Consider the following 14,417-nt stretch of genomic DNA (forward strand, 5'->3'; position numbering starts at 1 on the left):
AAATCGCGCGGAATCCGTTTTAGTGCAAAAAATGTTTTTATCTTAACTATGAGGAATTGAAACATACCCGAGGTATGCGTGCTCAACCATACTGGACACCTGTTTTTATCTTAACTATGAGGAATTGAAACGCTGGTTGTTGCACGGGCTGTGCTGGTGCTTGTTGTTTTTATCTTAACTATGAGGAATTGAAACGACAAGATTGAACGATATGAGAACGCAATAAAAGAATGGTTTTTATCTTAACTATGAGGAATTGAAACACAGACTTTGACCGACATCGACACGACCGGTTCAAAGTTTTTATCTTAACTATGAGGAATTGAAACAAGACGACTAAAGGTGATAAACAGTGACATCAACTGTTTTTATCTTAACTATGAGGAATTGAAACCACAAACAGAACAAGAGATTGCAACGAAAGTCAGCGTTTTTATCTTAACTATGAGGAATTGAAACGAGACAGAAACAAATTTACATGCGCTTCCTGTTCCGTTTTTATCTTAACTATGAGGAATTGAAACCGTTGAAGGCAGATGCTGAGTGGGTCAACGGGCAGTTAGGTTTTTATCTTAACTATGAGGAATTGAAACCTGCTGTTCAATTTTCCTTCTATTCCCGCCGCAACGGTTTTTATCTTAACTATGAGGAATTGAAACCAAGCCATTGATGCGATCGTCGCTTTAACACAATACGTTTTTATCTTAACTATGAGGAATTGAAACATTTGTGGATCATCATAACTCCACTCTGCATAATGAGTTTTTATCTTAACTATGAGGAATTGAAACCATGTAAATAATGAAACAGATAATTCAAATTGGTTTCGTTTTTATCTTAACTATGAGGAATTGAAACTCTAATATTTTCATAGAGTGCTCAGCTATGTCCGGCGCGTTTTTATCTTAACTATAGGAATTGAAACTTTTGTTTTCTATCGTCGAGGTAAATCTTGATGGCTAGGTTTTTATCTTAACTATAAGAACTTAAATCTCATTCATTCGGACTGGTTCACAACACGTAGGGCAACGTTTTTCATAACTTATTTACTACCCTTTCTCCTTGACAGATGTCTGTAGGAGAAAGGGTTATTTTATTGGCGAACATGATGTAGAAGATTCCTTTTTTTCTCGTTTTGGATTAAATGGACTTGTCATATGATCGTTTGTGACTGATTTTTGTCATAAAACGATCATTTTTGAATGTTTTTGATAAAAAATGATAGATTTTCGAAAGTGCTTACACTATAATGAAATTAGAGAAAGAGAAAACATCCAGATGGGAGTTGATAAGGTTGCTAACACCAGAGAGACACCGGATCATTTTAGAGCTGTTGGAACAAAAGGGAGTCGTCAAAATTCAAGAATTGGTGGAGGCAACCTCTTCGTCAGAATCTACGATTCGAAGAGATTTAAGCCAATTAGAAAAAGAAAAAAAGTTAAAGAGAGTTCATGGCGGAGCTTCCTTATTTCAACAAAGAAGTGAAGAGCTGAGCATCTCCGAAAAATCGACAAAGAATTTAGAAGAAAAGCGGATGATCGCTCAATATGCAGCGAGTCTCATTCAAGATGGTGATTGTATATATTTGGATGCGGGTACAACCACCTTTCAAATGATCCCGTACATTTCTGCTCAAAAAATAAAAGTAGTAACAAATGGATTAACCCATTTGGAAGCACTGCTTGAACAAAATATCGAAACCTATTTAACGGGTGGTTATGTGAAAAAGACCACAAGAGCTCTCATCGGTAAGGGGGCTCAAGAGGGGCTGCAATCGTATCGTTTTGATAAGGCCTTTATGGGTGTTAACGGCATCCACCTTGAGTTTGGTTATACAACTCCTGATCCAGAAGAAGCGGCTGTGAAAAGCCTCGCAATGAATCTCTCACAAAAGTCATTTGTTCTGGCTGATCATACAAAATTTAATGAATTTACCTTTTCAAAAATTACAGATTTAAATGATGCCGTCATTATTACAGATGAAATTGATCAAGAAATCTTAGAAGAATTTTCAGCCAAAACCGCAGTAAAGGTTGTGAAATAATCATGATTTATACGGTTACCTTAAATCCATCGATTGATTATCACGTCCGTATTAATCACTTAAAAATAGGAGAATTGAACCGAGCGGAAGAAACACTTTACTTCCCGGGAGGAAAAGGGATCAATGTGTCCCGCGTATTGAAACGCCTTGGTATCGATAGTGTTGTATTAGGGTATGCAGGCGGTTTTACAGGAGACTTTCTTAAGAATGCATTAATTAGTGAAAATATTGCCATCGATTTCACTGAGGTGGAAGAGCCTACCCGGATCAATATAAAGCTGAAAGGAGATCAAGAAACGGAAATTAACGGGAATGGACCTGCCATCTCAAAAGAAAAGCAGGAAAAGCTATTATCAAAAATTTCTTCTTTAAATAAAGATGATGTTTTAGTGCTTGCTGGCAGTTTGCCTCCAACAGTTCCTGAAAATTTTTACGAGACGATAGCATCGATTTGTCAGGAAAGGGAAATACCGTTTGTCGTTGATACATCAGGACCGAGTCTAAAACGGTTGATACCTATGGGACCTTTTTTAATAAAACCGAACCATCACGAATTAGGAGAGTTGTTTCATGTAAACATTGAGACGGTAGAAGATGCAATAAAGTACGGAAAGAAGCTGCAAAATGAAGGAGCAAGGAATGTAATCGTTACCATGGGAGGAAACGGAGCAGTATTGATTAATGCTGATCATACCGTATTGGCCAAAGTCCCAAAAGGTAACGTGAAAAATACAGTAGGAGCTGGGGATTCAACTGTTGCCGGTTTCTTAGCCTCCTATATTCAAAACCATGACGCGATCAAAGCATTCCAACACGGCGTCAGTGCCGGAAGTGCAACAGCATTTTCAGAAGATTTATGTACAAAGGAAAGTGTGGAACAGCTTCTTCCAAATATTCGCTTGGAAATTTATCGGTAAGGAGGATTGTATAATGAAAATCACGGATTTATTAACGAAAGAGACGATTATATTAGATTTACAGTCTGCTACCAAAATGGAAGTACTTAATGAATTAATAGAAACGCTTGCGAGGGCAGGGAAGCTTCACGATAAAGAAGCGTTTAAGGAGGCCATCCTTGCTCGTGAATCTCAAAGTACGACTGGAATTGGCGAAGGGATAGCGATTCCGCATGCTAAAACGAATGCAGTTAAACAGTCTGCGATCGCATTCGGTCGTTCAAAAGCAGGCATTGACTTTGAGTCTTTAGATGGTAAGCCCAGCCATTTATTTTTCATGATTGCAGCTAGTGAAGGCGTCCACAATGCTCATCTAGAAACACTTTCCCGTTTATCGACATTGTTAATGGATCAAGAGTTTCGTAAAAAAATTGAATCAGCCAATTCTGCTGAGGAAATCATTGAAATTATCAATGAAAAAGAAAAGGAAAATGAAGAAGAGAGCGAGCAGATCGATTCTAAAAAAGGAAAAATTTTAGCCGTTACCGCTTGTCCGACTGGTATTGCTCATACGTATATGGCAGCGGATGCTTTGAAGACAAAAGCGAAAGAGTTAGGCGTTGACATTAAGGTTGAAACGAATGGTTCAAGCGGTGTCAAAAATAAGCTGACGCCAGAAGAGATCGAAGAGGCAGACGCAATCATTGTGGCTGCAGATAAGCAAGTGGAAATGGACCGTTTCGATGGCAAACATGTCATTGAAGTCCCTGTTGCACAAGCCATTCGCCAACCAAAAGAGTTGATTGAACGAGCATTAAAGAAAGACGCACCTATTTACAAAGCTTCGGGAAAAGAAACAAATTCAGCGTTTCAACGCGGAGAACGAAAAGGATTTTATAAGCACCTCATGAATGGGGTTTCAAACATGCTGCCATTTGTCGTTGGCGGCGGTATCTTGATTGCCATTTCATTTATTTTTGGGATTAAAGCGTTCGATCCGAACGATCCATCTTACCATCCGATTGCTGAAGCATTGATGACTATTGGCAAGGAAAATGCCTTTAAATTAATGATTCCTGTTTTAGCCGGATTTATTGCCATGAGTATTGCGGATCGTCCGGGATTTGCTCCGGGAATGGTCGGAGGATTTTTGGCAGCAAATGGGGAGGCCGGTTTTCTTGGCGGATTAATTGCCGGTTTCTTAGCCGGATATTTAGTCGTTCTTTTAAAACGAATCTTTCAGGTTCTGCCGCAATCATTAGAAGGGATTAAGCCAGTTTTACTATATCCTTTATTCGGTATTTTAATTACAGGTTTTATTATGATGTATGTGGTGAATGATCCTGTTAAAGCGATTAACGATGGATTGAAAGCTTGGCTGGAAGGCTTAGGAACTGGGAACTTAGTTCTTTTAGGTTTGATTTTAGGGGGAATGATGGCTGTAGATATGGGAGGTCCGATCAACAAAGCAGCCTTTACATTCGGTTTAGCGATGATTGATGCAGGAAACTACGCCCCGCATGCTGCGATTATGGCTGGCGGTATGGTTCCTCCATTAGGACTAGCCATTGCAACAACTTTGTTTAAAAAGAAGTTTACAAAAGCAGAACGAGAAGCAGGAAAAACGTGCTATATTATGGGGGCAACCTTTATAACAGAAGGAGCCATTCCTTTTGCCTCAGCTGATCCAGGACGTGTAATTCCATCGATTATCGTAGGTTCCGCAATTGCCGGTGCGTTAACGATGGTATTTGGAATTGGTTTGTCAGCACCGCACGGAGGCATATTTGTCATCCCGTTTATAAGCGGCAGTCCATGGTTATATGTACTTGCTATTTTAATTGGTTCATTTGTAACAGCTCTTATGGTCGGTTTCTTAAAGAAAGAAGTAAAAGAATAAAAGACTAATACGAGCAGCAAATTTCTTTTAAGGGTTCGGATCTAGGGTCTGAACCCTTTTATGTTTGCGGTATGAACTGAAAAGGTGTGACGATATTTTTAGAAAAATGCTTGTTGGCAAGGGAGATATTGTTTTACGACTTACCCTCGGAATAGACTCTTTGTAAACTAGAAATAGTGGACGAAACTTGTAAAAGCTTTAGATGCCCCATGTCATTTACTTACTGAGTAATAGAACTGTTGTCGTCGACCCCCAAACGTGCAAAAATCCCTGGAAATCGACGACACTTTTAAATCTTCATTGAGCCTACGCAAATCAAAGATTTGATAAAAATTCCCCTTTTCGTTAAAATAAAAATAACCAGTCAAGCATTAAAAATGAATTGCTTATTTAACAACGTTTTTTGGTTTTTTATCTTAACTATGAGGAATTGAAACTGGTTGACACACTGGCATATGCCCAGTCCGAGCGATTCGGGTTTTTATCTTAACTATGAGGAATTGAAACAAAGCTTGAAAATGTCCTCATCAATGATCGATGAAGTTTTTATCTTAACTATGAGGAATTGAAACACCAATCCAATCGGCTATCATCCATCCACCCCGGATAAGTTTTTATCTTAACTATGAGGAATTGAAACACGAACTTTGGACGGCAACAAAAGAAGGTAAGTTACCGCGTTTTTATCTTAATTACTATGAGGAATAGTTTTCATCTTAAATTATGAAGAATGATGTTAGACTAAAAAGTAGACACAGATTATTAATAATAGACTGAAAAGTGAGGTGTCTACATGACAAAAAATCAAAGGCGGTACGAGGAAGACTTTAAGCTGTTCGTTATATTTTGGAGGAAGCGAATCCGTTGCACAAGTTGCCCGTGAGCTCAAAATAAACGAAAATACTCTTCACGGCTGGGTGAAAAAATATAAGCAAGAACCTGAAATATCAAAAACCCAAACTTTTCGATCTGAAGACCACGATGTTCGTGAACTGAAGAAACGTATTCGGGATCTGGAGGAGGAAAACTCCATCTTAAAAAAGGCGATGCACTTCTTCGCGAAAGACCATCGGTAAAATATTCATTTATCCATGAACATCGCTTCGATTACCGATTGGAGAAGATGTGCGAAGTATTGAAAGTTTCTCGAAGCGGTTATTATAAATGGCGTGATCGTCCCAAAAGTGCTAGACAAGAGCGTCGAGAAGAATTGACGCAGGAAGTGCGTCGTGTGTATATCGAATCTCGCCAACTGTATGGGAGTCCAAAGGTTGCCAAAAAGCTTAATCATGAAGGCATTAAGGTTTCACAGAAGACGGTTTCCCGCATAATGAACAAAGAGGGAATGAAGTCTCGTACCGTGAAAAAGCATAAGGCTACCACTAACTCAAAACATAACCATCCGGTCCACGAAAATGTCTTAAACCAACATTTTACTGTTACGAAACCAAATGAAGTATGGGTAGCTGATATCACATACATTCCAACGGATGAAGGTTGGCTTTATCTAGCTAGTATTATGAATAGTCGGCTGGCATATAGACTGTTCAATGAAAAAGGAGCTAGTATTGAGTGCTTTAAAACAAGCCTATCAGCGTCAACAACCACAAGGTTCTATCCTCCATCACTCTGATCGAGGGTGTTTTCTGCAAGAAAAAAAAAACAGAGTGTTGCAGTATACCTTTATCAAAATTTTGAATAAATATACATATATGTGATCTATCCATCAAGGGCTTGACATGGAGCCTCTGTAGCCATGATTCTTTAGCCAAGCGCCAGCTTCAACAGTTTTGGCAAAACCAAAAAAGGTTATCATGGCTCCTCTTCCATGTAAAGCCCCATTGCATATCACTGCATAAGGATTTTGCAATTCTCTGCACTTTTATTTTGCAAAAAACATCTTCTGGATAAGAGACTTGATAAATTTCTAAAAACAAGGTTTATCTTCAACAAAATCTGGAATCGGTAGAAGACTCTAAGAAACAGAGGATAATTTTTTGCAATTGAACAGACTCATTAATCATGAAGAATTGGTTCTATGGATTATTATTTTAAGAAAGTTGAGGACCAAGCAGCCTAAAAAGTGGAATCCAGAATTAATCAAACGGCTTTCATATTCTATTTGAAAAATTAGTTTTGATAGGTGATAGTTATGTTTGATAAATTGAGCATTTTGCACATTTTTCAACCCAAGAGCCATAAGGTTTTCTAAAGCATAAAAAAGGACTTCACCCCTTATTTGTAGAATTTTGAAGTGACCAAACCACAAAAATCCACAAGGAGGAAGTCACTTTGTATATTCTACAAGAAAGTCTATTTTCCTTTGAAGAATTGCAAATTTTAGAGTCAAAAGAGAAATTACCGATCTTTTTTAGTGCTCTAGATTTGCGTCCTTATGCTAAACAATTGAAAAGTTCTTCACCCCAAGGGGCTGAAGGACATTCCAAAGAAGGGATATTAAGGGCTCTTATCGCTGCCCCATTAGAAGGTATTGATACTTTTACTTCTCTTCACAATCGATTGAAAAATGACCTGCGTTTTCGTTACCAATGTGGTTTAGATATTAGCAGGCCTGCACCATCCATCTCTACTCTTAGCCGAGTATTTTCTTCACTAACCAAAACTGGACTCGTGAAAAGAATCTTTCAAGATCTCGTCCAGTTAGCTCAAGAGGAAGGAGTAATTGATGGAAAACATCAGGCTATCGACAGTGCCGCCATTGATGCTTACGAAAAGAAGCAGCCTAAGAAGCGAAGTGAACAAACAGGCAACGCCAATTGGGGGGCAAAGTTTGATTCCTTCGGTAATAAAATGACTTGGTTTGGCTATAAGATGCATCTTTCCGTTGACACCAAAAGTGAATTACCAATGGTGATTGAAGTAACCCCTGCTCATATCAACGATGAGGATGTCGCACCACAATTAATTGAACAAGTAAAGAGTTGTACAAACTCTAAAATTAATTTCCTGATAATGGATGGTGGGTACGACCAGCTTAAAAACTACGAATCGGCCAAGAACATCGGTTCTCAAGCTATTATTCCACTCAATTTGCGTAATGAAAATGATTCCCGAAGAAATTGCCTCCAATGGAACCCCACGCTGTTCTATGGGGTACGAAATGACTTATTGAGGAGCCAATAAAAGACCAGCTCAAATTCAGATGTCCACACGCAACTAGAAAAGTGGATTGCCCATTAGGAATGGCAGCCTGTTCATCCTCCAACTATGGAATGGTAGTAAAAATTAACGTATCCACACCGCGATTCCAAACGTTGGAAAGAATTACAATGAGCGAACCAGTGTAGAACGGTGCAATTCAAGAATGAAAAGTTATCTTACAGCGAACTCCCTGCATGTGTGGGGAATCGATAAAATAAAAACTCATATTTACTTGAACGCCATCGTATTACTGGTTTCAGCTCTCGCAATGGCAAAAGAGAGTAAAAAGCAACTAACCGATTTAAAAATTTTTAAAGCGAAAAATTCTGCAAGTATGCCCAAAAAAGGACAAAAAGAATATTTGTAAACCAAAGATACAAAATACCCCAATTTATTTGAGTTTCTTTTAAAACTCTTTTTAATAAAAATCTAATTTTGCAAAATGCTCAATTAGTAATCACCTATCACCAAGATGGCGTAAAAACCAGTTTTACTTGACGGTTACAATTTATCGCATTAAAGATAATTATTGATGAATTTAATTAGTTTAGAGGTGATTTTCTTGAGAAAAGTGGAAGATAAAATAAGAGACCAATTAGCTGCAAATCTAGCCTTTATTGAAAGGGGGTTAGAGTTAATTGAGAAAGAGTATATGCTAGAAAACTTTTATGGAACGAAAGGATTTATTGACATACTTGCAAAAGATAGCTACAACCGTTTTGTTATAATTGAATTAAAAAGGTCAAATCAAGCCTCTCGACAGGCGATTCACGAAATAATGAAGTATGTGGGACTATTAAAGCGAAAATTCAAAGTTAAGGAAAGTGAAATACGTGTAATAATTATATCGACTCACTGGGATGAGTTAATAATTCCATTTTCAGAATTATTAAGTCAAACTTCTTATTTTATTGAAGGATATCAGATAGAAATAGATGATAACTATAATCCAATTTCAAAAACTAAAGTTGCACCCATAGCTAATCCAGCCCAAAGAAAGTTTTCACTATTTCATTATTGTTTCTATTGTGAGGACAAAAAAACTGTAAATGCACTAACTGAAATAATTAAAAAAGCTACAAAGAGTATAGGTTTTGAAAATTATATATTAATACATATGGAAACAGTTAAAAGAAATAAATACCCAAATCCCTTTGCACTATATTTTGTACCTATGTGTTATACAAAGGAACAATACAGGGAAATTTTATCAAATATAAGTAGAAACGATGAAGATTATCATATTATTGAAGAATTTGAAGAATATATTGAAAATGATAAATACAATGGTATTGATAGTGAAGTATATTATTTAGAACAAGCTCTATATACATATATTAATAAAAAAATATATGAAGAGGAAAAAAATCTAACACTAGGATACTTTTTTTTGGAATCTGGTAGTCCAGAAGCACTTACGGGTTCAATAAAAGACTGGAGTATTTTAGAAATATTAAGATTCGGATTCCTAAAAGAAGATATTAGATTAGAAGACAAGCAGATTATATTAGAAACGATGGGACTTAGTGGAGGTAACAGCCTTCTATTCCATGATATATGTGCAACTAAATTTAAAGCAAAGTTTAAAGAAATAAGGGGAAGTGTGAAAGATTTCCTAAAATTTAACGATACTTGGCAAAATGATATTAAAAATATATTAGATGCTCATGAAAACAGCGATGCTTTAATTAGCTTGTATATATATAACCCAAATAATATCTTGGAAGCGCTTTATACTTCAATTTATACAGAAGGTAAAACTTTACCATGTTTCGAAATAATTGTTGATTTTATGGGAGGCGATGTACCTTACACCTTGATATACATAGGAGAGATTAGATGGAATGGAAAAAAAGCTAGTCTTAAAGATATTGTAAATAAACATTTTTATAATAATAAAGTAAACATATTAATGGCCATGACAATACATTCAATTGAGTCTCTTAATCCATTAATAATGCAAGATTTGGGTTTAGAGTTTGTGACCAATTCCATTAAAATAGAAGGAAATAAAAAGAGCATATACAAATCAACCCCAGCATTATCAAGAACTAAAGATATGTTTGATTTTTATAACGAAAATTATAAGTTCATTATGGATTTAAAAGAATTTTTCGACACTACAACTACTTATCCTTTATACTTTGATGGTGTTGCAAAACTAGAGTAAAAACTCGACGTTATGCATGATTATGAATAATTGTACATGCAGTTGATAGCGACGAAACCGGTACCAACGTGGTTGTTCTAATAACTGGTTAAATACTCGTTCGATGGTGTTACGAAGGCCGAACAACCATTTCACCAATCTGGTTTTCAAGAAGTCAGGAATCACGTGACCGTAAGCATCTTTTCGTTCGGTACCGTTTCGAAGATTCATCAGAGAAACGAAAAAGATGTCTATTTCTTCTGTTGCTTCATGGATGTTTTCACTGTCATAGGCTGCATCGCCAAGTGCGAATAGGATGCCCCGTCCTTGTAGCGATGAGAGTAAATTCGGTGACACGATCGTATCATGGTGATTGGATGTCAACAAGATATGTGATAAGAATGTTCCTTTCCGTCGTGGTACAAAGATGAAGTTTATACCCTTTAAACTAGCGATATAGGCTAGACTTCCCCCATTTGGCTTGAGAATCACATGTAGGGATGTGCTGTCAATGATCACAACTTTTCATTTTTGCCCCCCTAGATCATTGAAAAATTGAGCGTGTAAATCGGAAAATCCTTGTTCTTGAACCATTTACTGGCTCGTGAAAAAGTCGACAGATGTGGAACCTCTGAAAGCCCACAATTCCGTCGAAAATAGCCAAACCGACCGAGGATTAGAGAGTCGATCGCAAAGTACGTTTATTTAAGCAAGGCTTATTTAGATATCGGTGGTCTTCCTGTCACGTACGGTGTTTCCAGAAAAGAAAGTCGATCGATGTATTAAAATAACGCTTCTAAAAGAGGAACGATTTCATCCATCCATGCATGTTCTTCTACAAAATTGGAAATTATACTCATATCCACCCCTTGGATTTTTTAGTCACTGTATATAATTTCCAAGAAGGTGGATTTTTCACATCCTTTATGCATGGATTATGCGTTTTGCAACACCATCTATTTGTTTTTTTAATGAATCTAACAGACATCTCTTTTTCCTTTACTTAATTTGTGGCATACTATATCTAGGAGGAGGGTAACATCATGGCTAGGGTTGAGGTAAAACCAAATGTCCTACAATGGGCAGTAAAACGTACTGGTAATTTTGACATGCTTAAGAGCAAATTCCCAAAGCTTAATGAATGGATAAATAATGAAAGCCAACCAACTCTTAAGCAGCTAGAGAAATTCGCAAAAGCAACTGCTATACCTCTTGGTTATTTCTTTCTTCCTAATCCACCAGAGGAGAAATTGACTATTCCCCACTATCGCACTATTAAAAATGAATTTGCTACTCAACCCAGCCCCAATCTCTTAGAAACCGTTCAAACTATGGAGAGGCGTCAACAATGGATGCGTGATTATTTAATTCAACTGGGAAACGAACCTTTAAATTATGTAGGTTCTGCAGACTTATCAGACGATCCTAAGTTGGTTGCTCAAGATATCAGAAGAACGTTAGGTTTAAAAGACGGTTGGGCATCAAAGCAAGGAACTTGGCAAGAAGCTTTACGCAACTTAATAAAAAAAATTGAAGACATTGGAATTATTGTAGTGATCAATGGAGTTGTCGGTAATAATACGCATAGGAAATTGGATGTCGATGAATTTCGTGGTTTTGTGCTTATTGATGATTATGCACCTTTAATATTTGTGAATGGAGCAGATGGCAAAGCTGCACAAATGTTTACATTGGCGCACGAACTCGCTCATATTTGGTATGGAGCAAGCGCAGCATTTGATTTAACTAATCTTCAGCCTGCTGACATTAAAATCGAGCATGTATGTAACAAAGCGGCTGCAGAGTTTCTCGTACCCGAAGATGAGTTGCTCCATATGTGGCAACAAGTAAGCAGATATGAAGATTGTTTTAAACAAATTGCTCGCAATTTCAAAGTAAGTGAAATTGTTGCAGCCCGTAGAGCGCTAGATTTGAAACTAATTACTAAAGATGAGTTTTTTAAATTCTATCAAGCCTGTTATATAGAAAGACGTTACCAAGAAAATCAAGATACTAGCGGGGGCAACTTTTACGCAACTCAACATTTACGTATCGGCCACCGTTTTGCAGAAGCTGTAATAAGGGCTACAAAGGAAGGAACAATTCTCTACCGTGAAGCCTATCAACTGACTGGGCTTTATGGCAAAACTTTTTCTAAGTTCGCAGAATATTTAGATTCTGGGAGAAAGTTATGAGCTCTAACAACAAATTTGTACTGGATGCCAATGTCTTTATTGAGGCCTATAACAGGTATTATTCTTTTGACATAGCTCCTTCCTTTTGGAATGCCCTGTTTGAACATGCCAAAAGCGGTAACATAATAAGTATCGATCGTGTTAAACAAGAAATCAATAATTTTCATAAAGACGATGAATTGAGCAAGTGGATAAATAATAACTTTGCTCAATGGTTTGAACCGACAGATAAAGAGGAAGTTATTTACACATATCGGAAAATTATTACTTGGGCAGTTAATCAAAACCAATATCTTGACATTGCGAAAAATGACTTCGCCAGTGTAGCGGATAGCTGGCTGGTAGCTTTCGCAAAGACATATAATTTTATAGTAGTTACACATGAACAATTTAATGCCGATATAAAAAAAAGAATCCCTATCCCGAATGTCTGTCGTGAATTTAATGTACAGTACGTGAATACATTTGAAATGTTGCGTAGATTGAATATAAAACTTGGTTAAAATGTCAGAATTCACAAGTTAGTCTAAAAATAAAATTAATTCCCCTGAGCACGGTGTCTGGCACATCCTGAAGTAGATCGAAGATTATTAGAATATCAGAAAAAGAGAGCCTGTAATGAACTGCACCCCAATTGTTAGACACAACTAACCATTGAGGTGCAGTTTTTATATGACTAAATACAGTTTAGAAACTAAATTAGCTGCAGTTAGGGCTTATCTTGAAGGGGTAGATTCCTTTAAGGTAACCGCACAAAAGTATCATGTAAGTGTATCGATGTTAAAAATGGGTGACTAAGTACAGAGAACATGGATCAGAAGCATTTTAAAAAATGGATACAAATTACTCAATGGAGTTTAAAATGGACGGAATCAACTATATGAACGAAACAGGAGCGTCTATCGGAGAAATCTCTGCCCGATTTAACATCCCTTCCTCCAGTACGGTGTGGAATTGGAGGTATTTATTCGAAACACAAGGGATGGACGCTCTTCAACCAAAGAAAAAGGAGCGTCCATCCATGAAAAAAGAAACAAAGAAATCTCAACAAGTAGGGAGGGTCACAAGAAGCATTATTAGCTGAAAATGAGCGTTTACGTATGGAGAATGCTTACTTAAAAAGTTACATGCCTTCATTCAAGAAAAGGAAAAATTACAGAACAAGATAAAGCGAAAATCATCTTTGAATTAAGGCATGAATTTAAAGTCACCGATCTAGTAAAGGTCGCTGGCATTGCGCGCAGTACGTATTATTACTGGATCAAACAAATGAATCGTCCAGATAAATATAAGGAAATTAAGGAATGGATTAAGGAAATTTTTGAGAAACATCAAGGAAGGTATGGATACCGTCGTATCACAAGAATTACGTAATCGAGGGTTAAAAATCAATCATAAAACAGTCCAGCGCCTAATGAATGAAATGGGATTAAAATGTCTTGTCCGCATGAAAAAGTATCGCTCCTATCGTTGGCAAGTAGGGAACATTGCGCCTAATATTTTGGAGCGTGACTTCCACGCATCGAAACCAAATGAGAAATGGGTGACAGATGTGACAGAATTCCATTTGCATGGGGAGAAGCTATATTTATCCCCAATTCTAGATTTATACAACGGAGAAATTATCGCTTACAACATAGAAAGTCGGCCTGTTTATTCGCTTGTTTCCAGAATGTTGGACAAAGCTTTTGACTGTTTAAAAGAAGGAGACGCCCCCATCCTCCATTCCGATCAAGGTTGGCATAATCAAATGAAAAAGTATCAACACACATTAAAAGAACGAGGGATTGCCCCAAGCATGTCGCGTAAAGGAAATTGCTTAGATAATGCGGTCATGGAGAATTTCTTTGGCTTATTAAAGTCTGAATTACTGTACCTTAAGGAATTTGAGAGCATGGAGCATTTTAAACAAGAATTAGAGAATTAGCATATCAGCCAAACTCCATGTAGGTATAACCATCATAAACTCTGAAATTAATGTTCAGTTATTTTAAGAGCGAAACCATTAATAATAAAAAGAACCTTGAAAAGCATAAAGCCAATCAAGGTTATACAATTTAAACAACTCATC

General features: G+C 37.0%; 6 protein-coding genes, 4 pseudogenes and 1 CRISPR repeat array (1 of these 11 running past the window's edge). Of the genes and pseudogenes, 9 read left to right on the forward strand and 1 reads right to left on the reverse strand.

From position 1 onward, the window contains the following. Positions 1 to 858: direct repeats of the CRISPR family, unit length 30 nt; unit sequence GTTTTTATCTTAACTATGAGGAATTGAAAC (it extends 433 nt beyond the left edge of the window). Between the two features lie 436 nt (positions 859 to 1,294). The 6 genes and pseudogenes from NSS70_RS08600 to NSS70_RS08625 all read left to right on the forward strand — a co-directional run bounded on the left by NSS70_RS08600 (position 1,295) and on the right by NSS70_RS08625 (position 10,172). Further along, complete coding sequence (locus NSS70_RS08600; protein WP_094245600.1) at positions 1,295 to 2,044, forward strand: DeoR/GlpR family DNA-binding transcription regulator; 750 nt, start codon at positions 1,295 to 1,297, stop codon at positions 2,042 to 2,044. 2 nt (positions 2,045 to 2,046) lie between these two features. Continuing rightward, on the forward strand, positions 2,047 to 2,961 hold the full coding sequence (pfkB, locus tag NSS70_RS08605) for a 1-phosphofructokinase (RefSeq protein ID WP_066248995.1): 915 nt from the start codon (positions 2,047 to 2,049) through the stop codon (positions 2,959 to 2,961). A gap of 13 nt (positions 2,962 to 2,974) precedes the next feature. Next, the gene (locus NSS70_RS08610) at positions 2,975 to 4,840 is read left to right on the forward strand and encodes a PTS fructose transporter subunit IIABC (RefSeq protein ID WP_311067195.1); all 1,866 of its coding nucleotides are present in this window, start codon (positions 2,975 to 2,977) and stop codon (positions 4,838 to 4,840) included. An 803-nt stretch (positions 4,841 to 5,643) separates the two neighbouring features. Then, positions 5,644 to 6,480, forward strand: a pseudogene (locus tag NSS70_RS08615) (IS3 family transposase); the annotation flags it as partial. Between the two features lie 652 nt (positions 6,481 to 7,132). Next, positions 7,133 to 8,291: pseudogene (locus NSS70_RS08620) on the forward strand (transposase); the annotation flags it as partial. 282 nt (positions 8,292 to 8,573) lie between these two features. Next, positions 8,574 to 10,172 carry an endonuclease NucS domain-containing protein gene (locus NSS70_RS08625; RefSeq protein ID WP_340882491.1) on the forward strand — a complete coding sequence of 533 codons (1,599 nt, stop codon included), beginning with the start codon at positions 8,574 to 8,576 and terminating at the stop codon, positions 10,170 to 10,172. Here the strand turns inward: NSS70_RS08625 and NSS70_RS20855 are convergent. Continuing rightward, positions 10,164 to 11,005, reverse strand: a pseudogene (locus NSS70_RS20855) (transposase). The gene NSS70_RS08625 and the pseudogene NSS70_RS20855 sit on opposite strands and share 9 nt — an antisense overlap. A gap of 189 nt (positions 11,006 to 11,194) precedes the next feature. Between NSS70_RS20855 and NSS70_RS08635 the strand changes: the two are divergent. The 3 genes and pseudogenes from NSS70_RS08635 to NSS70_RS08645 all read left to right on the forward strand — a co-directional run. Further along, positions 11,195 to 12,346: an ImmA/IrrE family metallo-endopeptidase gene (locus NSS70_RS08635; RefSeq protein WP_340881305.1), complete on the forward strand. Its 1,152-nt coding sequence runs from the start codon at positions 11,195 to 11,197 to the stop codon at positions 12,344 to 12,346. Further along, positions 12,343 to 12,849, forward strand: coding sequence for a DUF4411 family protein (locus NSS70_RS08640; protein WP_340881306.1), 507 nt, complete (start codon positions 12,343 to 12,345; stop codon positions 12,847 to 12,849). Before NSS70_RS08635 ends, NSS70_RS08640 begins: the two co-directional genes overlap by 4 nt. Before the next feature lie 169 nt (positions 12,850 to 13,018). Next, positions 13,019 to 14,267 (forward strand): annotated as a pseudogene (locus NSS70_RS08645) (IS3 family transposase); the annotation flags it as partial. Positions 14,268 to 14,417 lie beyond the last annotated feature (150 nt).

Origin of the sequence: Aeribacillus sp. FSL K6-2848, from assembly GCF_038004325.1 — a bacterium.
Lineage (GTDB): Bacteria > Bacillota > Bacilli > Bacillales > Aeribacillaceae > Aeribacillus > Aeribacillus composti.